Annotated in this window: 25 protein-coding genes and 2 tRNA genes; 5 read left to right on the forward strand and 22 right to left on the reverse strand. The window is 42.3% G+C overall.

The window, feature by feature from the left end:
• Positions 1 to 38: 38 nt before the first annotated feature.
• Complete coding sequence (locus ACN0V2_RS11980; protein WP_417551057.1) at positions 39 to 773, reverse strand: RNA methyltransferase; 735 nt, start codon at positions 771 to 773, stop codon at positions 39 to 41.
• Positions 770 to 1,801 carry a tRNA preQ1(34) S-adenosylmethionine ribosyltransferase-isomerase QueA gene (gene queA / locus ACN0V2_RS11985; RefSeq protein WP_417551058.1) on the reverse strand — a complete coding sequence of 344 codons (1,032 nt, stop codon included), beginning with the start codon at positions 1,799 to 1,801 and terminating at the stop codon, positions 770 to 772. The genes ACN0V2_RS11980 and queA overlap by 4 nt, the downstream gene beginning before the upstream one ends.
• A gap of 127 nt (positions 1,802 to 1,928) precedes the next feature.
• Between queA and ACN0V2_RS11990 the strand changes: the two genes are divergently transcribed.
• Positions 1,929 to 2,013 (forward strand) — tRNA-Leu (locus ACN0V2_RS11990).
• Between the two features lie 116 nt (positions 2,014 to 2,129).
• Here ACN0V2_RS11990 and ahr read toward each other — a convergent pair.
• The 3 genes from ahr to ACN0V2_RS12005 all read right to left on the reverse strand — a co-directional run bounded on the left by ahr (position 2,130) and on the right by ACN0V2_RS12005 (position 4,288).
• The gene (gene ahr, locus ACN0V2_RS11995) at positions 2,130 to 3,128 is read right to left on the reverse strand and encodes an NADPH-dependent aldehyde reductase Ahr (protein WP_417551059.1); all 999 of its coding nucleotides are present in this window, start codon (positions 3,126 to 3,128) and stop codon (positions 2,130 to 2,132) included.
• A 180-nt stretch (positions 3,129 to 3,308) separates the two neighbouring features.
• Entirely contained in the window at positions 3,309 to 3,788 is a 480-nt protein-coding gene (gene bfr / locus ACN0V2_RS12000; protein WP_417551060.1) for a bacterioferritin, read from the reverse strand.
• A gap of 296 nt (positions 3,789 to 4,084) precedes the next feature.
• A complete protein-coding gene (locus tag ACN0V2_RS12005) occupies positions 4,085 to 4,288 on the reverse strand; it encodes a (2Fe-2S)-binding protein (protein ID WP_417551061.1) in 204 nt (67 codons plus the stop codon).
• 160 nt (positions 4,289 to 4,448) lie between these two features.
• Here ACN0V2_RS12005 and ACN0V2_RS12010 point away from each other — a divergent pair, with 160 nt between their 5' ends.
• Positions 4,449 to 5,147 (forward strand): response regulator transcription factor, encoded by a 699-nt coding sequence (locus ACN0V2_RS12010; RefSeq protein ID WP_417551062.1) that lies wholly within the window; start codon positions 4,449 to 4,451, stop codon positions 5,145 to 5,147.
• Positions 5,148 to 5,158: 11 nt separating this feature from the next.
• On the opposite strand, the gene ACN0V2_RS12015 is transcribed toward ACN0V2_RS12010, so the two are convergent.
• Genes ACN0V2_RS12015 through ACN0V2_RS12050 form a run of 8 tightly spaced genes read right to left on the reverse strand, consistent with a single transcriptional unit; the run spans position 5,159 to position 13,010 of the window.
• Entirely contained in the window at positions 5,159 to 6,460 is a 1,302-nt protein-coding gene (locus tag ACN0V2_RS12015) for a sensor histidine kinase (protein ID WP_417551063.1), read from the reverse strand.
• Positions 6,461 to 6,464: 4 nt separating this feature from the next.
• Positions 6,465 to 7,499: an SAM-dependent methyltransferase gene (locus tag ACN0V2_RS12020; protein ID WP_417551064.1), complete on the reverse strand. Its 1,035-nt coding sequence runs from the start codon at positions 7,497 to 7,499 to the stop codon at positions 6,465 to 6,467.
• Positions 7,496 to 8,260 (reverse strand): DUF1295 domain-containing protein, encoded by a 765-nt coding sequence (locus tag ACN0V2_RS12025; protein WP_417551065.1) that lies wholly within the window; start codon positions 8,258 to 8,260, stop codon positions 7,496 to 7,498. Before ACN0V2_RS12025 ends, ACN0V2_RS12020 begins: the two co-directional genes overlap by 4 nt.
• On the reverse strand, positions 8,247 to 8,789 hold the full coding sequence (locus tag ACN0V2_RS12030) for a DUF2878 domain-containing protein (RefSeq protein ID WP_417551066.1): 543 nt from the start codon (positions 8,787 to 8,789) through the stop codon (positions 8,247 to 8,249). The genes ACN0V2_RS12025 and ACN0V2_RS12030 overlap by 14 nt, the downstream gene beginning before the upstream one ends.
• Complete coding sequence (locus ACN0V2_RS12035) at positions 8,782 to 10,044, reverse strand: class I SAM-dependent methyltransferase (RefSeq protein WP_417551067.1); 1,263 nt, start codon at positions 10,042 to 10,044, stop codon at positions 8,782 to 8,784. The genes ACN0V2_RS12030 and ACN0V2_RS12035 overlap by 8 nt, the downstream gene beginning before the upstream one ends.
• Positions 10,041 to 10,829, reverse strand: a complete 789-nt coding sequence (locus ACN0V2_RS12040; protein ID WP_417551068.1) for a DUF1365 domain-containing protein — start codon at positions 10,827 to 10,829, stop codon at positions 10,041 to 10,043. Before ACN0V2_RS12040 ends, ACN0V2_RS12035 begins: the two co-directional genes overlap by 4 nt.
• Positions 10,819 to 12,081, reverse strand: a complete 1,263-nt coding sequence (locus ACN0V2_RS12045; protein ID WP_417551069.1) for an NAD(P)/FAD-dependent oxidoreductase — start codon at positions 12,079 to 12,081, stop codon at positions 10,819 to 10,821. The genes ACN0V2_RS12040 and ACN0V2_RS12045 overlap by 11 nt, the downstream gene beginning before the upstream one ends.
• Complete coding sequence (locus tag ACN0V2_RS12050) at positions 12,078 to 13,010, reverse strand: acyl-CoA desaturase (RefSeq protein WP_417551070.1); 933 nt, start codon at positions 13,008 to 13,010, stop codon at positions 12,078 to 12,080. Before ACN0V2_RS12050 ends, ACN0V2_RS12045 begins: the two co-directional genes overlap by 4 nt.
• A gap of 223 nt (positions 13,011 to 13,233) precedes the next feature.
• Here ACN0V2_RS12050 and ACN0V2_RS12055 point away from each other — a divergent pair, with 223 nt between their 5' ends.
• Complete coding sequence (locus ACN0V2_RS12055; protein ID WP_417551071.1) at positions 13,234 to 13,725, forward strand: nuclear transport factor 2 family protein; 492 nt, start codon at positions 13,234 to 13,236, stop codon at positions 13,723 to 13,725.
• A complete protein-coding gene (locus tag ACN0V2_RS12060) occupies positions 13,722 to 14,258 on the forward strand; it encodes a chalcone isomerase family protein (protein ID WP_417551073.1) in 537 nt (178 codons plus the stop codon). The genes ACN0V2_RS12055 and ACN0V2_RS12060 overlap by 4 nt, the downstream gene beginning before the upstream one ends.
• A gap of 111 nt (positions 14,259 to 14,369) precedes the next feature.
• Here the strand turns inward: ACN0V2_RS12060 and ACN0V2_RS12065 are convergent, their stop codons facing one another.
• From ACN0V2_RS12065 to ectA, 4 genes are all read right to left on the reverse strand, one after another.
• Positions 14,370 to 15,812 carry an aspartate kinase gene (locus tag ACN0V2_RS12065; RefSeq protein ID WP_417551074.1) on the reverse strand — a complete coding sequence of 481 codons (1,443 nt, stop codon included), beginning with the start codon at positions 15,810 to 15,812 and terminating at the stop codon, positions 14,370 to 14,372.
• A 58-nt stretch (positions 15,813 to 15,870) separates the two neighbouring features.
• Positions 15,871 to 16,275: an ectoine synthase gene (locus ACN0V2_RS12070; protein WP_417551075.1), complete on the reverse strand. Its 405-nt coding sequence runs from the start codon at positions 16,273 to 16,275 to the stop codon at positions 15,871 to 15,873.
• Between the two features lie 85 nt (positions 16,276 to 16,360).
• Positions 16,361 to 17,722: a diaminobutyrate--2-oxoglutarate transaminase gene (gene ectB / locus ACN0V2_RS12075; RefSeq protein ID WP_417551076.1), complete on the reverse strand. Its 1,362-nt coding sequence runs from the start codon at positions 17,720 to 17,722 to the stop codon at positions 16,361 to 16,363.
• A gap of 54 nt (positions 17,723 to 17,776) precedes the next feature.
• Positions 17,777 to 18,292 (reverse strand): diaminobutyrate acetyltransferase, encoded by a 516-nt coding sequence (gene ectA, locus ACN0V2_RS12080; protein WP_417551077.1) that lies wholly within the window; start codon positions 18,290 to 18,292, stop codon positions 17,777 to 17,779.
• Between the two features lie 290 nt (positions 18,293 to 18,582).
• Between ectA and ACN0V2_RS12085 the strand changes: the two genes are divergently transcribed.
• On the forward strand, positions 18,583 to 19,173 hold the full coding sequence (locus ACN0V2_RS12085) for a MarR family winged helix-turn-helix transcriptional regulator (protein WP_417551078.1): 591 nt from the start codon (positions 18,583 to 18,585) through the stop codon (positions 19,171 to 19,173).
• Here the strand turns inward: ACN0V2_RS12085 and ACN0V2_RS12090 are convergent.
• From ACN0V2_RS12090 to ihfA, 5 genes are all read right to left on the reverse strand, one after another.
• Entirely contained in the window at positions 19,170 to 21,284 is a 2,115-nt protein-coding gene (locus ACN0V2_RS12090; RefSeq protein WP_417551079.1) for an EAL domain-containing protein, read from the reverse strand. The two genes, ACN0V2_RS12085 and ACN0V2_RS12090, sit on opposite strands and share 4 nt — an antisense overlap.
• Before the next feature lie 155 nt (positions 21,285 to 21,439).
• Positions 21,440 to 22,486, reverse strand: coding sequence for an NADP(H)-dependent aldo-keto reductase (locus ACN0V2_RS12095; protein WP_417551080.1), 1,047 nt, complete (start codon positions 22,484 to 22,486; stop codon positions 21,440 to 21,442).
• Positions 22,487 to 22,565: 79 nt separating this feature from the next.
• Positions 22,566 to 22,642: transfer RNA gene (locus ACN0V2_RS12100), tRNA-Pro, on the reverse strand.
• 31 nt (positions 22,643 to 22,673) lie between these two features.
• The gene (locus ACN0V2_RS12105; RefSeq protein WP_417551081.1) at positions 22,674 to 23,036 is read right to left on the reverse strand and encodes a MerR family transcriptional regulator; all 363 of its coding nucleotides are present in this window, start codon (positions 23,034 to 23,036) and stop codon (positions 22,674 to 22,676) included.
• On the reverse strand, positions 23,020 to 23,316 hold the full coding sequence (gene ihfA, locus ACN0V2_RS12110; protein WP_014706670.1) for an integration host factor subunit alpha: 297 nt from the start codon (positions 23,314 to 23,316) through the stop codon (positions 23,020 to 23,022). The genes ACN0V2_RS12105 and ihfA overlap by 17 nt, the downstream gene beginning before the upstream one ends.
• Positions 23,317 to 23,346: the final 30 nt, after the last annotated feature.

Here is a 23,346-nt window from a genome sequence, read left to right on the forward strand (position 1 = left end):
TTTAAAACGCTGCCAGCGGGTTACATGTAATTGGTCGTTCATTTTGAACTCCTCGCTTTGGTCTCTGCTGCACGCAAAATGCCATGCAAAATCTGAACTTCATTGCGGTCAAGATCTGCACGATTAAATAAACGACGAATCCGTCGCATTAAATAACGTGGATTGGTTGGATCTAAAAAACCAATCGTTGTCAGACTTCTCTCAAAATGGTCATATAAATGCACCAAATCTTCGGCATTAATCGCTTCCCGCTCCTCGCCAACCCGGCCACGCTCGATCGTCGGGTTGAAGCTCATGCGTAATTCATAAGCCATCACTTGCACAGCCGCCGCCAAATTTAATGAGCTGTATTCCGGATTTGCCGGAATATTCACCAGGGTATGACACATATCTAGCTCATCATTTGATAAACCAGAATGTTCGCGGCCAAACACAATTGCTATATGGGTGTCGTCATCGTATTTTTCAAGCGAGGTAACCGCTTCCCGCGGATTCATCAACGGTACCGCAAGATGCCTGAGTCGAGCGCTCATACCAAACACATGTTGACAGCCTGTTATTGCCGATTCCAGACTTTCATGCACCACGGCTTTTGCAAGCACATCATCAGCACCAGAAGCCCGTGCAGTTGCTTCAGCATTCGGATAAATTTTCGGTGAAACCAGATGCAAATTAGTTAAACCCATGGTTTTCATTGCTCGGGCAGAAGCACCAATATTACCCGGATGCGTTGTACCGACTAAGACAAAGCGAATGTTATCTAAAAGCGTCATGCAGTTTTCCTGGTGATAAACATGGCGTCACCGTAACTGAAAAAACGATAACGTTGCTCAATGGCGTGATGATAGGCCGACATTATAGGGTCACGTCCGGCAAAAGCTGAGACCAGCATCAATAAAGTCGATTCGGAAAGATGGAAATTAGTAACCATCGCATCGACCGAACGAAATTGATAGCCCGGATAAATAAAGATATCGGTTTCGCCGGAATAGGCGGCAATTTCTCCACCTCGTGATGCACTTTCTAATGCTCTGACACTGGTAGTGCCAACGGCAATCACTCGTCCGCCTTTTTCTCGGGTTTGACGAACCTTTTCACAAACTTTTTCGCCGACTTCAATACGTTCGGAATGCATTTGATGCGTACGAATATCGTCAACGCGTACCGGTTGAAATGTTCCTGCACCCACATGCAAAGTGACTTCGGTCATGTCGATACCACTGTTGCGAATACGTTGCATCAGCTCATTATCAAAATGCAGTCCGGCAGTCGGAGCGGCTACTGCACCAATTTGCTTGGCATAAACGGTTTGATAACGATCCAGATCGCGTTTATCTACTTCGCGCTCTATATATGGAGGTAATGGTAAGCGTCCATAATTTTCGAGCGCTTCAATTACATCGCATTCAATATCAAACTTGAGTTCAAATAACGCATCCTGCCGGCCCAGAACCTCGGCACGAAGCTCACTTTCAAGGATTAAAATTCGCCCTGCTCCAGGAGACTTACTGCTGCGAATATGGGCCAGCACACTTTTATCGTCTAGTACTCGTTCCACCAACACTTCAATTTTGCCGCCAGTTTCCTTTTCGCCTAATAAACGAGCTGGAATGACTTTAGTGTTATTGAACACCAGCAAATCATTGGGTTTGAGTAAATCCAGAAAGTCGCTGAACTGGCGATCAGCCAATTCACCATTGTTACCATCAAGTGTCAGCAAGCGGCTGGCAGTTCGATGTTTGGACGGATATTGGGCGATTAACTCCGGCGGGAGTTCAAATTGAAAGTCGGTACGATGCATGGCGAGATCATAGCAGAGCTATTGTGATTTTCGTTAGGTAAAATCGCACCCAACCAGGAAATTAGCATTAAAAGGTAAAATCAGGCTTTCATAATCGAACAGCCCTCGTTATAATGCTCGGCTTGTTGCCGGGGTGGCGGAACTGGTAGACGCGCCGGATTCAAAATCCGGTTTCTTCGGAAGTGCGAGTTCGATTCTCGCCCTCGGTACCAACATTAACCTAGATTTTTCAATAGGTTATCCAGAATATTAAAGCCCTATTAGTTATGCTGATGGGGCTTTTTATTATCTATCGATTGAGTTTAGTTTTTTGCCTGTTTTGGTTGTTTTAACGCTCCAGAACTATGCGATAACGCACATCCCCTTTACGAAGTTTTTCAATCGCTTCATTTATCTGATCAAACGGATACATTTCAACCACTGGTTTGACTTGATGACGCTGAGCAAATTCCAGCATTTTGTTGCAGGTTTGCATGCTACCGGTGTCAGAGCCAGAGATACTTCTTTGCGCTTCTGTCAGGTTAAACACCTTGATATCTAATGGCTCCATGGTGGCACCGACAAAATGCAGCCGCCCTTTAGGTTTTAATTTACTCAGGTATAGATTCCAATCCAGTTTGACGTTAACTGTAGAGAGAATCATATCGAATTTTTTAGGCAGTTCTGCCATGACACTTTCATCACGCGAATCCACACTGTAATGAGCGCCCATATCCAGAGCTTCCTGTAATTTGGACGAGCTGGTAAATGCTGTTACTTCACAGCCCCAGGCTTGTAGAAATTGCAATGCAATATGGCCTAATCCGCCGATACCGATAACCCCCACCTTATCGGTGGGTTTGATCGCAAATTGAACTAAAGGATTAAATACAGTCAAACCACCGCACAATAATGGCCCTACGGATTTGAGATCAATACCTTCGGGAAGTGGAATAACACTATTGGCATTAGCCCGCACCTTATCGGCAAAGCCGCCATGGTGGCCGACGATTGTTGGGGTTAAATCCGAACAAATATTTTCGTCACCGTTATGGCATTGTTCGCAGGTTTCACAATAATCCGCATACCAGCCTAAGCCAACGGTTTGGCCGACTTTTAGGTTGGTCACAGCCGCACCAAGCTGACTCACTGTTCCAACAACCTCATGCCCAGCCACAACAGGATAGGAGGACATTCCCCAATCGTTATCGATAATGCTGATATCGCTATGACAAATGCCGCAATAACGCACCTCAATTTCAACTTCATGATCGCCAAGCGAGCCAGGATCATATTGGTAAGGTGTAAGTTTGGCTCCCGCTTCCAGTGCAGCATAAGCATTAATCATCAGATGTCCTCAATCCAAGTCAGCAAAATATATTCGTATATGCATTGTATTGCTGATTCGCTCAGACAATTATCTGAAAATGGCAAACTATAAATAATTCTTCGTTAGTTTTTAAAATAACGGAAATAAAAAAAGCCCCACCGGCTTTTGCCGATGGGGCTTTATATTGAAGCTTAAGTTCTAATCAGCCTCTTTCACGATTTGTGCTTGATGGAAGTTTTCAATACCCATCTTATCGATCAGACTTAATTGCGTTTCCAGCCAATCAACGTGTTCTTCTTCTGATTCCAAGATTTTTTTGAATAAATCACGAGTTACGTAATCGGCAATCTGTTCGCAGTACTGAATACCTTCTTTCAAATCTGGAATTGCATCCATTTCCAATGACAGATCGGCTTCCAGCATTTCACGAGTGTTTTCACCTATGCGTAAAGCACCAAGTTCTTGCAGGTTTGGCAACCCTTCCAAGAATAAGACTCTTTCAGTCAAAGCGTCCGCATGCTTCATTTCATCAATTGATTCATGATATTCATGCTCGTAAAGGTTCTTAAGCCCCCAATCCTTATACATTTTGGCATGTAGAAAATATTGGTTAATCGCTACCAGCTCATTACCCAATACTTTATTCAGTAGTTCAATAACTTTTTTATCGCCTTTCATCGGATTCTCCTTTATTCCAAAATCTTATGTAGAGGATTATCGTTGATAAACAATAAAAGTCAAAGATAAGTTATTGATATTAAAGATAAATGATAACAATTATCATCTTCATTCGGTTCAGTATGGGGAGATAAAATAGCAAATAGCTATTAATGCTAACTAAATTAGTGACTTGTTACTTGCGTAAAAACCACAAAAAATTTATGGGGAAGAAAATATCGGGTTTATTAATTAAAACGGGGGATTTGAGTCACACTGATATCTGCGCAACTTATATAGAGGTATAACGAGGAAATTTAGCTTTGAGCAATCAGATAGTGATCTTGTTCATTTTGCTGAGGAGCATGTTGCTGCAAAACGCGGTTTACCTTGAACTGACATTTACCACAGCTTGCGGCAGCACCGGTGCATTCTCGAATAGCATCCAGCGTGTCAGCGCCAGCATCGATAGATGCTTTAACTTTATCAACATTCACGTTGTTGCAAACACAAACTATCATTAAATAAACCCCGTTGTTTAACGTTGTTGTAAATGATAATGATTGTTATTTCATTAGTCAAACAGCTTTTGTTATTTTTTGGGAGAAATTCCCAAAAAAGTTACTTGCGATGAGTGGGTTTACATCGTAACGTGACTACATCAAGCCTTATGAGGACGATATGAAAGCTATATCAGCGACCGTATTAATTGTGGAAGATCATCGTGATCTTGCTGCAAATGTTGGAGATTATTTAGAACTTGGCGGCTTCACGGTTGATTTTGCGACCGACGGCATTTCCGCCTTACAACTATGCGAAGAACACCATTACGACGCAATCGTGTTGGATATTATGCTTCCAGGGATTGACGGTTTTGAAGTCTGCCGAAAATTGCGTCAGGAAATGCACCTCCATACCCCCATTATCATGCTCACTGCTCGTGACACTATTAATGACAAGGTTAATGGTTTTGATTTAGGCGCAGATGACTATTTAATCAAACCCTTTGAAATGCGTGAGTTGGAAGCTCGTCTGATTGCGATGATTAGAAGGCAGCGTGGCGAAATGGAAGGTGGCAAATTAACTGTCGCCGATCTGATTTATGATTTAGATACCATGCGTGTTACACGAAGTGGTCAAGTAATCAAACTGTCACCTATCACCTTACATATCCTACGAATTTTAATGCGTGAATCCCCCAAGATTGTTAGCCGTGAACGGCTGGAAGCGGAAGTCTGGGGAGATGATGCACCTGACAGTGATACCTTACGCAGCCATCTGTATAACTTGCGTAAAAGTCTTGATAAACCTTTCCAGCATCAATTAATGCATACCTTGCCAGGTGTCGGCTATAAGTTATGCAAAGAAGAAGATCTCTAAGCGTTTGTGGATTAGCGACTGCGAAATTGGGCTTTGGGAAAATGCACACTGACCTCAGTGCCCTCGCCCATTTTGCTCGATAAGCGAAGATTCCATTCGTAACGATTACACAAACGTTTAACAATCGTCATGCCAATACCGTAACCTACGGTTTGTTGTTTCTCATCAGCACGGAAAAAAGGCTTAAACACCTTCTGCATTTGATCTCTGTCCATGCCAATTCCGCTATCAGCAACTGAAAAGCCATCAGAACGGATTGATACGGTGATGTTGCCACGTTGGGTGTAATTAAATGCGTTGCGTAATAGGTTTCCAATCAGAATGGGTAACACCCGTTCTGCGGCTTGGACCACTAAAATCCCGGACTCTTCGACATTAACGGTGATCGGTTTGTCATGATGAATCATACGCAAATTGTCGAGTTCGGCAGCAATCAAATCATTAACGGTGACTTCTCTTAAAGGTAACGCCTCAACCTGCTCTCTTGCCAGCAGCAATAAGGTTTCAATCAGTGATTCCATATCCATCAAAGTGCGATACATACGGTTCATTTCGGTCACGGCTTGATCACCGTATTTGCGTTCAACCAATTCTAAAGCACCGCGGATCACCGCTATGGGAGTTCGAAGTTCATGACTGACATCCCGGGTGAAATTTCGCTCTCTTTCTACAAAATTTTCCAATCGGTTGGTAAATTCATCCAGCGCCCGAACCAGACTGGAGACTTCATCATCAGGAATATTTCTAAGTTCATCAAGATCTAGCTGAGGGAAATTGCCTTCTCGAAAATCCACATCATTTACCGCTCGAGATAGTTTCATGATGGGAGAAACTGCTTTATGTGATTGGCGATAAGCAATCCATGCCAGCAAGTAAAGTACCACCAGCACCAAGGCCAAAGGCAATAAACCAAATATTAAAGCTAATCGGGAGACTTTGACTTCATCAAAAATCAAATAGAGACGACGATCGCCTTTATCCTCGACATAAACAATGGGTTGCTGACCTGCCAATTCAGTGCGTTGCAATCCTGGCCCAAGATCTTGTAATGGTGCAGGTAACTGAGAATAGTCATCACCATCTGCCATATAGGCTTTAAGGTTCATGGTGTTGGGTAAAGGAAATGCAGAATCTTCAGCACGCATATCCCAGAAATGTTGTGCCTCGCCTTCCAGGGCCGCGCGCACCAATACATCTTCTAACGTCGCTTTTGCAGCATAAATACCCGCAATCGCCACCAAGCTTATTAAAGCAATCTGTATCAGAAATACTTTAACCAGCTTGGCGTGCAGATTGGTATTGGATTTGGCCATTCCCTTAGTTTACTCGCTTAGAGAATAAATAATGTGTGACCAGCCATTCAGTACCATCACGGTAGCCAAATAATTCTGCGCAAGCCATAAAGAACAAGCGCCAACGTTGGAGCCAGATTGCGCCTTCGCCTTCACCATAGGTTTTATCAAACAATGCCTTAATCTGTTTGGCATTTTTATCGGTGTTTTCTAGCCAAGCTTCAGCCGTTTTTTGATAATGCTGACCGTTTACCAACCATTGTTTTTCAATTTGCAATGCATCTTGAAAATGCAGCAAAGTATCGGCTGAAGGCATCAGTCCACCAGTAAAAAAGTAACGGCCCATCCAGTTGTCATCACCTTCGGTTTCAAATGGATAGACCACACTGCGATGACAGAAAATATGCACAAATAACTTTCCATTAACATTCAGCCAGCTGCTGACCTTGTCCAATAATTGTTGGTAATTACGCATGTGTTCAAACATTTCAATTGAGACAATTCGATCAAATTGCATATCCAATTGCAGTTCATTTACATCACAGGTAATCACATGAATGTTGGTTAGACCACGAGCAAATGCCTGTTTTTCGATATATTCACGTTGAGAGTTTGAATTCGACACAGCGGTAATCCGCGAGTAGGGAAAACGCTCGGCCAAATATAATGTCAGCGAGCCCCATCCACATCCAAGTTCGAGAATAGTCTGACCATTCTTAAAATCACCACGTTCGATATAAACATCCAACATGGCTTTTACAGCTTGATCCAAAGACAAAGTGTAGTCATCCCACCAACAACCACTGTATTTCAGATGTTTGCCTAACGACAATTGATAAAACTCAGCAGGCACTTCGTAATGCTGTTCATTTGCGGCTTGAGTTTCAATGGCAATCGGGCTGTTACGCAGCATTTCAATACATTGATTTTTAATTTCACTAGCTGCTTCTGGGTCATAAGCATTTTCATCGTGCAGTCTTTGTTTTAACAGTTTGCGAATCCCTGCTCTGATTAATACATCGGGCACAAAGCCTTTCTCTGCGAGAGTGATGAGACTCATGTTTTTTTCCTCCAGGGAATAAATGCACTGGTTGTTTGTTGATAACGGCGATACTTATCCCCGCGGCTACGAATCGCCTGTTGTTCGGTATAAGGGATGCCCGTAATGAAATAGAGAAATAACAACATTATTAGCGGTGCCAACCATAACCAGGCGCCATGTTCTATACCGTTTGCCATTAACGGATAAGCGAACCAATGTAACCATTCAAAAAAATAGTTCGGATGTCTGGAATAATTCCATAGCCCTTTTTCACACACCTCACCTTTATTTTTGGGATCGGCTTTAAAAGCCGCTAATTGTTTGTCAGCCGTGGTTACGCCAATAATGGCGATTAGAGCTATTGCCAAACCGGCAAATTGAAAAAGTCCCAAACTTTCGATCTGTCCTTGGCTAATTAACCAAACAGGAATGGCAAACCCCCAGGCTAATAACGCTTGAAATTGAAAAAAGAAAAAATGATAAAAATTGGTTTTGCCGCCCCAATATTGTCGAAGGTATTTATAGCGGCCATCCTCATCTTCTCCCAATACCCTCTGAGCAAGATGCAGCCCCAATCGTAAATACCACAACAACATGATGCTCGACGCCAAAATACTTAAAGGCAGATAACCATCACTGGTCAGTAAATGAAATAAGGCTAAAAAGCTCAGTGAAAAAGCCCATAACACATCGACAATACCAGCGTTTTTACTGCGAATTTGCCAAAGCCAACCACCCAGCATAATCAAAGAAACAATAAAAAGACTAAACCACAGCATGTTGTTTTCCAGATTCGTGATTGCGCCAACGTATTGCCAAGGTTAGCAATAATGGAATAGCCAGTCCCCAACTAATGGCGAGCACTATGATAAGAATATCCGGCTGAACCCACTCTAAAGCACCCAAGCGACTACCGGCATAATAGGAAACAGGACTGGAAATGGCGGAAAATACACCTGCCATCACACGATGTTTTAACAACCAAGACATAGAATGATTAAGTGTTAAAGCAAAGTTGATCCACAAACACCAAATCCACCAAGGTGCAATGGGTTCAATGGTCTGAGCCTGATAAACCATCAACCCCCAGGCTGACCAACTGGAATCGAGCACGACACCAATCAAAATCGCCGCTAAAACCAGTTTGTAATCAGTCTGTCTCCAGTTGTAAAACCGAAAGTGCACCATTAAAAATGCTGCAGTGAATAATATGGCAGGCGAATTTAATTCCGCTGCACCGCTTAATACACAGACAAACCAACCGAGCTGAAACAGCAGGAAGTTAATAATAGTCAACCGATCAGGCATATGCTGGACACCACTGCGCTCGACGATTGTCGACTTTGCTAAATAATAAATGCACGTCACTGATACTGCGCTCGGCAAAACCACCTTCGCAGTAGCACAAATAAAACTCCCACATTCGAATAAACGACTCCGGATAGCCCATGGCAAGGACTTTATCCAGAGAAGCAGTAAAACGTTCACGCCAGACTGCCAGTGTTATGGCATAACTTGGACCGATATCTTCCAGACTGGTGAGTTTGAGTTTCGCTTTTGCCGCCGCATTGCTGAGCACGGTTACACTTGGAATAAAACTGCCAGGGAAAATATAGCGTTTAATAAAATCGACTGATTTGACTGCTTGTGCGTAACGATGATCTTCAAGCGTGATAGCTTGAATAATAGCTAAGCCATCTGAAGTTAATAAATCTGCACAGCGTTGAAAATAGCCATCGATATAATGATGTCCTACCGCTTCAACCATCTCAATCGATATCAACTTGTTATATTGCCCTTGTAGATCACGATAATCTTCAAGCAAAACTGTTATCTGATTGGTGAGACCCGCTTGTTCCACACGCTGAACGGCATAGTCATATTGCTGTCTGGAAATTGTTGTTGTCGTGACTTTACAGCCGTAATGTTGAGCAGCAAATACCGCACAACCACCCCAGCCGGTACCAATCTCCAGAAGATGATCGGACGGTTGTAAATCCAGCTTGTCACATAACCTCGCCAATTTTTGCTGTTGCGCGGTTTCCAATGATTCGTTGCCCGTGTAATAAATCCCGGATGAATACATCATCCAGTCTTTATCAAGAAACAATTCAAATAAATCATTGCCCAGATCATAATGAGCAGAAATGTTTTTGCGACTGCCACTGCGACTATTGCGATTTAACCAGTGAAAACCTTTCAATAATGCACCGGTAATTCGAGCAAAGCCTTGTTCCAATTCATCAGTTAATGATTGATTACGAACCAGTATTCGCACCAAAACGGTTAAATCACTGCAATGCCAGTCGCCCAGCATATAGGATTCTGCAGCGCCAACACTACCGCCTTGCACAACCGATTCAAAAAAATGCCGATCATAAACCGTTAGGCTGACCGATAAGTCAGCCTGTGGATCGCCCAGTTCATATACTTCACCGGCAGTATGTAAATGAATACAACCTTTCTGAATTCTACTCAGTTGACGGATTACTGCTTTCTCATAGAGTTTCGACAGCCGGCTGATTTTGCCATTTTGCGTCTCAATAACGGCCGATTTACTCATTTATCATCTCCATGAGGTATTACGGGTTGGGTCACTGTTTCGGTCTGTTGATCAGGATGACTAAAGGTTGGAGTATGTTTGCCCCATAAACGTAAAGCCTGCCAGTAAATACGCATTACTACTCTCAGGGTTTGCAGTGGATATCGAATGGGCAACCAGCGCATAGACTTAGCTGTCATTGGCTGAAAATCAGCCTGTAATGTGGCATCAAACTGACGCTCACCTTCGCGTAATAACACCATGTTGATGTTAATGGCATCTTTATCCAGCTGAAAACGCCAGTGATACTGAATATCCATTGGCATAAAGGGTGAAATATGGAATTGCTTATCAAAATCAAAACGCCAGGGCTGACTTTGTTGTTGGTCTACTTTTAATACATAGGCATAACGCTCATTCCAAGGCGTATTGTTAATTTCGGCGACAATAAACTTAAGTTGTAGCTGCTCGAAACAAAAATAGAAGGTGACAGGATTAAAAATAAACCCCAAGTAACGTGGATGAGTGAGTATTTTTACGTTGCCGGTGAACATCTCACCACTACGCTGCTGAATTAAATCCACAACGGCCTGTTTTAAATCCGCTTGTTCAGATTGCAGATAATCTTTGCGATAAAAACTGATCAGATTAAATCGTTCCAATGACCAAAAATGTGAGCGTTTAAAATGCGTCTGCAATTCATCCAGATCCAGCATTAGCATGGCCAATGGATACTGAAATTCATGATTTTTTGGCAGATGCCGTTGATGATGCACCCAGCCGCGATAAATCCCATCAAGCAACATTGGCCACTCCAGATTGAGAATTTTCGAGGGCATTAATGACGCGCAGTGCACTGCTCACGCCGTCTTCATGAAATCCCCAGCCCCAATAAGCGCCGCAATAAAAAGTATGTTGTAGATCTGTCACTTCATCCCAGCGACGCTGAGCGTTTAACGTAGAAAGATTGTATATAGGATGCGCGTAACGACGATGTACTAGTACTTTTTTGGGATCAATTGACTGCCCGGAATTTAAGGAAACAATTAAGTCTTCTGAGCAGCTCAAATTCTGCAATGTGTTCATGTGATAACTCACGGTGCATTGCTGTTTTAATTCTGGCCCAACTCTGACATTCCAACTGGCCCAAGCATGAGGATTTTCCGGTAGTAAGCTGACATCGGTATGCAGATGCATTTCATTATCTTGAAAACCAATCCCTCCCAAAACAGCCACTTCCGTTTCACTCGGTTGGTCTAACATACGTAATGCCTGATCAGCATGCGCCGCTATAATCACTTTGTCGAAATGGCTTTTTTCGCCATGCACGGTGAGTGTCACGCCATGCAGATGACGTTCAATTCGTTGCACTGGTGAGCCAGTAATAAACTCGGCATCGGATTGTCGAACTAAAGCATCAACATAGGTTTTTGAACCGCCAGTGACTACCCGCCACTGAGGACGATTGGTCAGCGATAACATATGATGGTTGTGCATAAATCGGATGAAATACTGTGCTGGAAAATCCACCACGGACATCGAAGGCCCTGACCATAATGCACATGCCATTGGGATCAAATGATCATTAATAAATATTTCACTGTAATTATTAATGGTCAGATACTGGCCAAGGGTTAGCCCATCGTCCTCATCATTAAGTAACCGGGGTGCTTCACGATAAAATCGCAGCAAGTCCCATAACATCCGGTAAAAACGAAAATTTAGTAAGTTACGACGCTGACAAAACAATTTATTCACATCAGTAGCATTATATTCCAGACCCGATTTGGTATTACTAACACTGAAACTCATCTCGGTCGGCTGACTGGATACATTCAGTTCTGATAACAATCGGCTGAAGTTCGGATAGTTTTGTTCGTTAAAAACGATAAAGCCGGTATCCACATTAACGACTTTGCCAGCAATTTCTACAGAATGTGTGTCAGTATGTCCGCCTAAATAGTTGCCGGCTTCAAACACGGTAACTTGGTGTTGTTTTGCCAAGTAATATGCTGAGGTCAAACCTGATATGCCTGCACCTACAATCGCAATTTTCATACTCCCGTCCTTGGGATAATTTTCTGACTTTCTCGTTTTTCCAGCGACACCGTGCGTAGATCCCAGATAAGCCCAGACTTTTGCATAGCCTTTAATATGTAATAGCTAATATCAACTTCCCACCAGTAAAACCCCTGTCTAACTGAAACAGGATAATGATGGTGATTATTGTGCCAGCCTTCTCCGAGAGTAATCAGTGCTAAAAGAAGATTATTCCGACTTTCATCACCGGTTTGGTAACGTTTCTTACCAATGCGATGGGCCATGGAATTTATCAGCAAGGTTGCATGTAACAACACTACCGTTGAAATAAAATAGCCCCACACCAGCATCTGCCATCCGTTCGTTCCAAGCCCAGGAGCAAATTTTTCTAACAAAACACCACTTACAAATAACATTACAGCCAACAAAACCGGAGCAATTAAATCAAAACGATCTAACCATCGTAGCTCGGCAAACTTTTTCCAATCCGGAACCAAACTATAATCAGCCTGATAATGTTTACCAGAGAGAAACCAGCCCATATGACTCCACAGAAAACCTTGTTTGGGGGAATGAGGGTCAGCGGCTTGATCAGCGTGACGATGGTGCAGCCGATGATGTGCTGACCACCATAAAGGACCACGCTGAGTTGCACTCGCGCCAATCAAAGCAAAGATAAATTGAACTGGTCGGGAAGTTTTAAACGATTTGTGGGAAAAATATCGATGATAAAAAGCGGTAATGGCAAACATTCTTATTAGATATAAAGAGATTGCTGTAACCACCGCAACCGTTGAAATCCCTACAAAAATTACCGCCAGACAAGCCAAATGCATAACGATAAAAGGGATGACTCTCAGCCAATCAATACCATTATCTGCGTTAGCCGCTTGGGCTGCAGAAAAACTGGCTTCACCATTGTCAAACCATTGTCGAATTGATTTCATTGAATGTCTCTTTGAACATGAACTACAGCTTAATCAGCAAAGTGTGAATTGAATGTGAAGAATAGTTGATGCCTCTTCACCCCGTTTTCACAAACGATACGTTCTGATGAATGATACAAACAAAAAGAACGGAAACGTCACCATGCTCAAAAAAATCGTTCAATCAAGATTAGCGTGGTCAGCGCCATTCTTAATTTTGTTAACAGCCTGTAGTGGAAACAACATGCAAAGCGCCTATTTAAAAGATTACCGTGAAGCTCTTGCTGTTGAAGGCACACTTCCAGTAGATAAGACTGAAGCCGCCAATGGATTTATAGAGATATTTAATAAGGCTCAACATGGCGATATAGAGTCTATTATCCGCGAAACCTATGCTGAAACACTTTATTTCAATGATACCTTTCGCACTATCACAGATAGAAATGAACTGATTGAATACATGCAACAAACTGGTCAACAAGTGGACCAGTTGGAAGTAGAAATAGAAGATATTGCTCTCAGTAAACAGGACATTTATGTGCGCTGGATAATGCGCATGCAATTTACGGTAATGGGTAAGAAAGTTGATAGTCAATCGATCGGTATCAGTCAATTACGTTTTGATAGAGACGGCAAAATAATTTTACATCAAGATTTCTGGGATGGCGTGGATGGCTTTTATCAATACCTGCCCATCATTGGTTATTCACTCAGAAAAATCCGGGGTAATTTGTGAATAAACACGTTTTATGGATGCTGTTAATACCTTTACAACTCGCAAATGCCAACAGTTTTGAGTCAGAAATTCAACTCGAAACAACTACGCTTCAGCAGTGCTCAGCTGTACCCATTAAAGTCATGTTATTCAACTTGGGTGATGTGGCGTTATATCGTGAAGAATGCAATGCCACATCCGATTTAACCAGTCTTCCGATACAATTATCTTTTATTTATAAACGTAGTTTTGATGCAGAAGACTTTCAGAAATCTTCCGTTGAATTGCTTAAGCGCAATCTGGATAAACAAACTTTTGATGCCATTGAGACAGCATTAACGGATTTTAACGCCGGATATCAGGAAGCCAAACAAGGTGATCGTTACGATATTCGGTTTTCATCTGATCTGGGTTTGCGTTTATTTAAAAATGGTCAGCAACTAAGTCAAAGTAATAACTCGCTACTTGGTGAAGTGTATTTCGACATCTGGTTTGGTAAAGACCCGTTTAGTAAAGGAATGAAAAAAGATTTATTAGCGGGCCTGAAACAATAAACCCGCCATCAGGCGGGTTTAAGAGAGTTAAGCAACAAGATATAAAAACTTCTGTAATCCCGTTCTAACTAGTCATTTTCCAGTAGTACAAACACATCTGGCATACAACAATTAAGACGCCAGGCATATGGCTCTGCCGTGATCATGAACCTCTACTAGATAGCTGTGCAGATTTTTAATGGCATCTGCATAGTCATCTTCATCAATAATAAATTGCATATCCACCTGACGCATTGACTGATGCATGGCCAATACACTGATATTTTTCTCAGCCAAAGCACTGACCGTACGTGCCAGAATGCCAGGGATTTTCATATCGCTACCAATCGCCGACACAATGGCCACTTTCTGCTGATTAATTTCTGCTTCTGGAAACTGTTCTTGCAACGCTTCCCGGATACGGCGAATATTCTTCAAGCTAGCCGTCAGATAATGGGTAATCGTATTAGCATTGATATCTTTGGAAATGATATGCGCTTTGTTTTTGCGTATTTGAGCCAGGATTTCACGATCATAAACATCAATATTACCCGCCATATCCTGGTCGAATAATTCAAAAGCATAAACATGTTTGCATCCAGCGATAATTTCCACACAAGGCTTGCTGCTAATGTAGTCACCGGTAATTAATGTTCCGGCATGTTCAGGTTCAAAAGTGTTTCTTACCCTTAACGGAATATTATTCTGCCGTAAGCCTTTTGCCGCTTTAGGGTGAATGGCTTCCATACCCAGATTGGCTAATTGATCAGCAACATCGTAATTGGTCCTGCCAATCGGTACCGCATTGTCTTCGCCTACCAGACGTGGATCAGCACTGCTTAAATGGAACTCTTTATGAATAATTGCTTCATTGGCATTAGTCAGCACCGCGATACGGCTAAACGTCATTTCGCTGTAACCACGATCAAAGGTCGACATCAGACCATCATCGCTATGCGCATAACCGGTCACAATGGGTAACTCTTTACTGAGATCAATTTTGGCAAAGGCCTTATCAATACGCTCATCAAGTTTCATGTGCTTGTCAGTCTGCCAACCGGTTAAATCAACATAACGAGCATTGATCTTATCTTTTTTCAGTAATGTTGCTGTATTCCAAGCACTGTGCGCTTCACCGATGCTGGCCAACATTTCACGAACTGTTGCCAAATGCATATCCAACGCAAAATGACCGTGCTGACAAAGGCGTTGTAAATCTGCCAGTACCCTTTCTGCGTCTTCAAGCCGTTCGCCAATAAAGTCATTGGCTTGTTTTAAGGTTTTTTTATCTTTAAACAATTGCTGGTTGATAGAAAAAATCTCGTGTTTAAGCTTTTCCATTGCTTCTTTCCAGCTGTCATCATTCAAGCTATTGGCAAACTCGGCGTAAACGCCTGATGTACCATTTTTCTTATGCTCTAGCAAAAGGTTAGTAATACCACCATAAGCTGAAACAACAAACACACGATTGTAAATTGACTCGTTATGAACCGGTTTCAGAATAATATTGTCGCGCACCGCGACATAGTCGCTCATGGAGGTGCCGCCTATTTTTTCTACCGTATGAAATTGCATATCTACTCTCTGTTAATTCGTTGTACTCCGGACCAAACCGGAAAGGCTGCATTGCCTGTTATTCAGTGACTGTTTCGGCGTCTAACTCATAAGCACCTTCAGCGTTGTGAACTTCTTTGCCATTTAATGGTGGATTGAATACACAGGCCAGATGAAGCTCTTTAAACGCACGCAGGATATGGCGATCATGCTGATCAAGGTTGTATAAGGTACCAGGCGTGATTTTGTAGACCTTGCCATCATCCAGTGTCTCCACTTCACCTTCACCACTGATGCAATAAACCGATTCAAGATGATTCTGGTAGTGCATACGGAAATCGGCACCAGCATAAATAGTGGTGATATGGAATGAATATCCCATATTGTCATCTTTCAATAACATACGGGTGCTTTCCCAGTTGCCGTCTGGTGACACGATCCGGCGAGAGGTTGATTGAGCTTCTTGTAGTTGTCTTACGATCATGATTTTGTCCTCTATAAATGCTTTTCAACAGCCAGTGATCGGAAAACCGATCACTGGATTGTGAAGATAGATAGTGCCGAGCTGATTAACTTGCCGCTTTTTTGCTGGCAGGTTCAAACGTATCGGATTTGCTGGCTTCGTCACTGACAGAATAATCACCTTCAAAAAAGTCTTTCTCTTCCGGAATGCTGTCTGCTTTATCACAGACTTCTTTAATCGCTTTTTCGAGAATATCGATGCCTTTTTTCAGGTTTTCATCGGTGATGGTCAGCGGACATAAGAACTTAACGACATGATCATCAGCACCACTGGTTTCAATAATCAAGCCGTTTTGGAAACATTTACGGGTAATCTGGCCAGCTAATTCACCACTGACACAATTGATACCACGGAACATGCCACGACCATGTGAGTTGAAGTTACCTTCACCGTATTTGGCCACAATGGCATCAACTCGGTCAGCAATATACTGGCCTTTACGCTGTACTTCTTTGGCAAATTTATCGTCTTTCCAGAAGTAGTCTAAAGCTGCTTTCGCGGTGACAAACGCATGGTTATTACCACGGAATGTACCGTTGTGCTCACCCGGAGACCATTGATCTACTTCAGGTTTCATCAGCACGACAGCAAATGGCAGACCGTAACCACTCAATGATTTCGATAAAGTAACAATGTCAGGGTAAATACCTGCTTCTTCGAAACTGAAGAAGGTACCAGTACGGCCACAACCAGCCTGAATATCATCAACAATCAGCAATACTTCATGGCGTTTGCAGATTTCTGAAAGGCTTTGTAACCAAGTCATTGAAGCAGCGTTAATACCACCCTCGCCCTGAACAGTTTCAACAATTACTGCTGCTGGCTTATCAACACCACTACTTGAATCCGACAACATTTTGTCGAGCAGATTAGTGGTATCAAAATCATCACCTAAATAACCATCATAGGGAATACGGGTTGAACCATGTAAGGCGATACCAGCACCACCACGGTGGGTTGAGTTACCTGTCACCGATAAGGCGCCCAGGCTTTGACCATGCCAGCCATTAGTAAACGAAATGATATTTTCACGACCGGTTTTCTTACGCGCTATTTTTAATGCTGCTTCAACCGCATTAGTCCCGGTAGGACCGGTAAACATGACAATGTAGTCCAGATCACGCGGCTTCAAAATATTCTCGTTAAAGCTTTCTAAAAATTCACCTTTGGCACGAGTATGTAAATCCAGGCCCTGAGTAATTCCATCACGTTGAATGTATTCAATCAGTTTTTCTTTAAATAACGGATGATTGTGGCCATAGTTGAGCGAACCAGCACCGGCCAGAAAGTCTATATATTCATTGCCGTCATCATCGTAAATTAACTCGCCTTGGGCCTTGTCAAATAAACGAGGGAACGCGCGGGCATATGAACGCACTTCTGATTCGATCTCTTCAAAAATTTTCATTCGCTTTTCTCTCCTGTGAAAATGTGGCCATCGCTGACCTGAATTCGGTATTAATTAAGCTATAGGTTTGAACGGTCCGACTTTGACTAACATTTCAGTATCATGCTGATCGGCAAAATGTTGTTTGCGATCAAACATCACGCTGCTACTAATTTCGGTATCCAGCTTACGAGCTAGACTTTCAAATAATCCCCATGAGGCTTTGTTATCAGGGGTTATCGTCGTTTCAATACGTTTGATATCGCGGTTTTGTTCACGCGACAGAATTTCTTTAAGCATTCTTCCTGCAAGCCCTTGTCCCCGAGCCTTTTCGCCAACGGCAACCTGCCATATAAATAGAGTTTCGGGGCGTTTTGGAATGCGATAACCGGAAATGAAGCCAACCAATTCGCCGTCAATTAGAGCAGCAACAGCTGTTTCAGCAAAATGACTGCTTTGCAGCAAGTTGCAATACATTGAATTAGTATCCAATGGCGGGCATTCAGAAATAAGTTTATGTACGGCCGCACCCAACTCTGCTGTTGGTTGCATCAACTCTATAGATAAAGGGGCTGGGTTAGCTTGGGTCATATTTACAATCAACTCTAATGTTTATGGCACTAAATACTTAGTGAGTTATAAAAATCCTTAAACCCCGTCAATATTGCCTTTAATTAATATAATCATATATTTATGACTTGCAGATGACAGAATCTAAATATATAGTACACTAAACAAATTAAAAGTCCAGACCACTTTTTAAACTGCTTTATAGTTTGATGGCTTTAAAAAAATCTTCATGAAACGCTGGCTTTAAGCCAATACAACAGGAAAAGCGGTCTGCCCCAAGTTGAACTATTTATTTAAAAACGTGGGAAAATATGTTGAATTCAATTCAAATTAATACTGAAACTATCGACGCACTTGGTCTAAATAAAGAGCAAAGGGAACACCTGTTGAATCATATTGAAGAAGTGCTTATTGCATTGCGGCGGGTTATCCGCGCCACTGATCTACATTCCAAATATTTGGCCAAAACTACTGGACTGACTGCGCCGCAAATCCTTTTATTGCAAACGCTACGTGATAAAGGACAAGTGACAATTGGAGAATTAGCTCAGGAAATGAGTTTAAGTCAGGCAACGGTGACAACAATATTGGATCGATTGGAAAAACGTGGACTGGTTTATCGGCAGCGTTCTCAATCGGATAAACGTAAAGTACACGCCTATCTGACTGAGACCGCAACAGAGACGTTAAAAAGCGCGCCTATTCCATTACAAGATCGTTTTACCCGCGAATTTAGTAAATTAGATGAGTGGGAACAGGCGATGATTATGTCGGCTTTAAAGCGGGTTGCACAAATGATGGATGCACAGCATATTGATGCCTCACCCGTTTTGGATATTGGTATGCTGGATCGTTATGAAGATGAACAGGATGTAGTCAAAATGCCAACCAAAAAACGTTAAGAATTTTTCAGTTCATTGCCATTTACCAAAAGACGCTCAACCTCACTAACAGGAAGTGGTTTACTAAAGTAATATCCTTGTAACTCTTGGCACCCCATATTGGTCAGCATTTCTACTTGTTCAATCGTTTCAACACCTTCGGCAATGGTTCTCAAACCAAGGTTTTCTGCTAGCTGAACAATGGTTCGAGCAATAGCTGCGTCTTTTGGATTCTCGACGATTTCATCTACAAAACTTTTATCAATTTTGAGTGTATTAATGGGGAAGTTTTTCAAATAACTCAGTGATGAATACCCAGTGCCAAAATCGTCAATAGCCAGTCCAACCCCCATATCTTTTAATGCTTTTAATAGCGGTATAGTTTCCATAACGTCCTTAAGCATCGCGGTTTCCGTTATTTCCAATTCCAGTGATTCAGCTGGTAATTCCGACGCCTTCAAACTTTGTCCTATTTGCTCAAGAAGTAACTGCTGATTAAATTGCATGGCAGAAAGGTTCACCGAAACGCGCCATTGCGTACCAAATCTTTGCTGCCATTCTCGAGTTTGTAAACAGGCTTGGTTTAATACCCATTCACCAATAACTAAAATCAAACCGGTCTTTTCGGCGACATCTATAAATGTTAATGGTCCGAGTAACCCTTTAATCGGATGTAACCAACGTAGTAAGGCTTCAAAACCAATAATCTTCTGAGATTGCACATCAATCTGTGGCTGGTAAAACAACAGAAATTCATTACGTTCCAGCGCTTGACGCAAATCCTGTTCCGTTTGCAAGCGCTCATAAAGATAATCATTCATTTCAGCTGAGAAAAACTGGTAATTATTGCGTCCCAATTCTTTGGCATGATTCATCGCCACATCAGCATGTTGCATCAATGCCTGAACGTTATCGCCATCTTCAGGAAATATGGCGATACCAATGCTCACAGTACTGAATACATTGTGCCCTTTGATGTCGAAAGACTTTTCAAATTTCGCCACAATCCGCTGGGCAATATTGGCCAATACATCCACATTATCGATATTGGTCAGCATCACGGTGAATTCATCGCCTGCAAAACGTGCAACGCGGTCATCTTTGTCTTTGCTAACCGCAATTAAATCAGCATCCCGTAAGCAATCTTTAATTCTCGCTGCAGCTTCACACAGCAATGCGTCACCAACCTGGTGACCATAAGTATCATTAATATGTTTAAAGTGATCCAGATCGATAAACATCAAGGTTAACGAATGTTGTTTATGCCGGGCTCTGGCAATAGCCGTTTCCAGCTGTTCAATAAACAGTCGCCGATTTGGCAGATCTGTCAGGGTATCGTAATAGGTAAAATACGCGATTTCTTGTTCTGATTGTTTAAGCGAGGTGATGTCTTGCAAGGTGCCAATAATTTTCCAACCATCGTAATCTTCAGTAATTTCCGTTCGTTCATGCAGGTAAAAAATTTGGCCCTTATCTGACTGAATACGATATTCAATATCGTAAGCATGTTTTTGCTGAATAGCTCGACGTAAAGCCTGTTTAAATAAAGGTCTATCTTCCACATAAATGTGGCGGAGGATCTGCTTGAAAGTTACTGGTTGTGAGGTATTTTCAATACCTAATAATCGGGGCAGATCGGCACTACATTGAATTTCTGGTTGCTTAAAATCCCATTCCCAATAGATAAGATGGGCAATTTCCTGAGCTTTAGCCAGTTTAGAACGACTCTGACTGAGTTCTCGTAGGGTTGAATTGGCTTTGAGAATATAACGAATACGATGGGCAAATAACGGCCATTTAAATGGCTTGGTAATGAAATCAGTCGCCCCTGCTGCAAAGGCTTTTTCAATATCATCGGCCCTATCATGTACTGTCACCATAACAATAGCTGTTTGTTGACCTTTGGGAAGTAAACGTAACTGACGACAGCAGGTAAATCCATCCATGCCTGGCATGGAAACATCTAATAATGTAATGTCCGGTAAATATTCGGCAAATAATTTGATTGCATTTTCGCCATTTTCAGCTTCAATAATGGATAGAGTCGGATCCTGAAGTGATTGTTTCATCAATAAACGCGTGACGGGATCGTCATCGACGATAAGCACGGTATATAAGGATTGACTATCCATGTTGCCAGATACCTGAATTTCTAAGCAGAGAATACCGATACATGAACGGCCAAATAGATCAACGGCAGTTTATATCAGCAATATTAACCAAAAACATAAACTACCATAGCCTCGTGCGCCTTAACCTGAGCTAGCGCACAATTCTGAAATGTAAGTTACGGCGCTGGATTTGGAATGGCTTTATGGATCTCCTCAATTGCCGTAACAACTTCATCGCTAAGCATTAATTGCTCACTACCTATGTTGGTCTTTAATTGCTGCATATTGGTCGCACCAATGATAGTAGCCACCACAAATGCACGACTATTTACATAAGCTAATGCCATCTGCGCAGGATCCAATTGATGTTGTTTCGCTAAATCCACATAAGTTTGGGTTGCTTTTACTGCTTGTGGATTGCTGTAACGGGCGTAATGCGGCCACAAACTCATTCGAGCTGTAGCAGGTGCATTATTCTGTAAATATTTACCCGTTAACACACCAAAGCCGAGTGGTGAATACGCCAATAACGGTATATTTTCACGATAGCTAATTTCTGCACAGCCAATTTCATAGGTTCGATTCAACAGACTGTAAGGATTTTGAATTGAGGCTATGACTGGCAGGTTCATGGATTTTGCCACCGAAATAAACTGCATCATTCCCCATGGGGTCTCATTAGATAGACCGATATAACGGATTTTACCGGCTTTGATCTGCTTTTCCAGAGCCTGCAAAGTTTCAACTACTGGCGTCATGTCTTCATCAGAAGAATCATGTTGATAACCCAATTTGCCAAAATAATTGGTTTGTCGTTCAGGCCAATGTAATTGATACAAATCCAGATAATCTGTTTGCAGCCGCTGCAAACTATTGTCTAACGCTTCGCTGATATTTTTATCATCAAATCGCGAGTTGCCCTGTCGAATATGGCCTACCCAATCGGCTCCTGGTCCAGCAATTTTACTAGCGAGAACCAAATCATCACGACGACCGCGTTTCGCTAACCAATTACCAATAATCGCTTCAGTGGCGCCATAGGTTTCTGCCTTGGGAGGAATAGCATAGAGCTCTGCAGTATCTATGAAGTTAATACCCTGTGCAATAGCGTAATCAAGCTGTTCAAATGCTTCCTGTTGGGTATTCTGTTCACCATAAGTCATTGTGCCCAGACAAATTTGACTGACATTTAAATCGCTATTACCAAGGTTATTGAATTGCATGGAAGTATCCTGAGATTTTCAAACGGCAGAAACAAAACAACGCCCATTAAGAGCGTTGTGATGATATTAAAGTTGCATATGGTCGGGACAACAGGATTTGAACCTGTGACCCCTTGCCCCCCAGGCAAGTGCGCTACCAGGCTGCGCCATGCCCCGACAAGCAACAAAACAGTGAAATTATAACGTATTAAGCCAGAATCGTACGAATTTGTTCTAGCTCTTTCAGCATTTCATCAATCAGTTGTTTACGGTTTTCATTACTATGCGTTGCTTCAGGTTTATGTTCGGTTTCCAATTGTTGGCGCGCGCCACCAATGGTAAAACCTTGTTCATAAAGCAGGCCACGAATTTCACGGATCAACACCACATCATGGCGCTGGTAATAACGGCGATTACCTCGACGTTTAACCGGTTTTAACTGAGTAAATTCTTGTTCCCAGTAACGTAATACATGCGGTTTAACACCACATAATTCGCTGACTTCACCAATGGTAAAGTAGCGTTTACCAGGTATTGCCGGTAATTCGTTGTTATTACTCGCCTCTAGCATAACTGTCCACCCTTGCTTTCAGTTTTTGGCCAGGACGGAAAGTAACAACACGACGGGCAGTGATTGGAATTTCTTCACCCGTTTTTGGGTTACGGCCAGGCCGTTCATTTTTGTCGCGCAGTTCAAAATTACCAAACCCTGATAGTTTCACTTGATCACCTTCTTCAAGTGCACCACGGATTTCTTCAAAGAACATTTCAACCAGTTCTTTTGCTTCACGTTTATTAAATCCCAACTCTTCATACAGTTGTTCAGTCATATCGGCTTTAGTAAGTGCCATTCTTTACCTCTATTCTTATTATTGAACCGA

Source organism: Methylophaga sp. (assembly GCF_048266885.1).
In the GTDB taxonomy this organism is placed as follows: domain Bacteria; phylum Pseudomonadota; class Gammaproteobacteria; order Nitrosococcales; family Methylophagaceae; genus Methylophaga.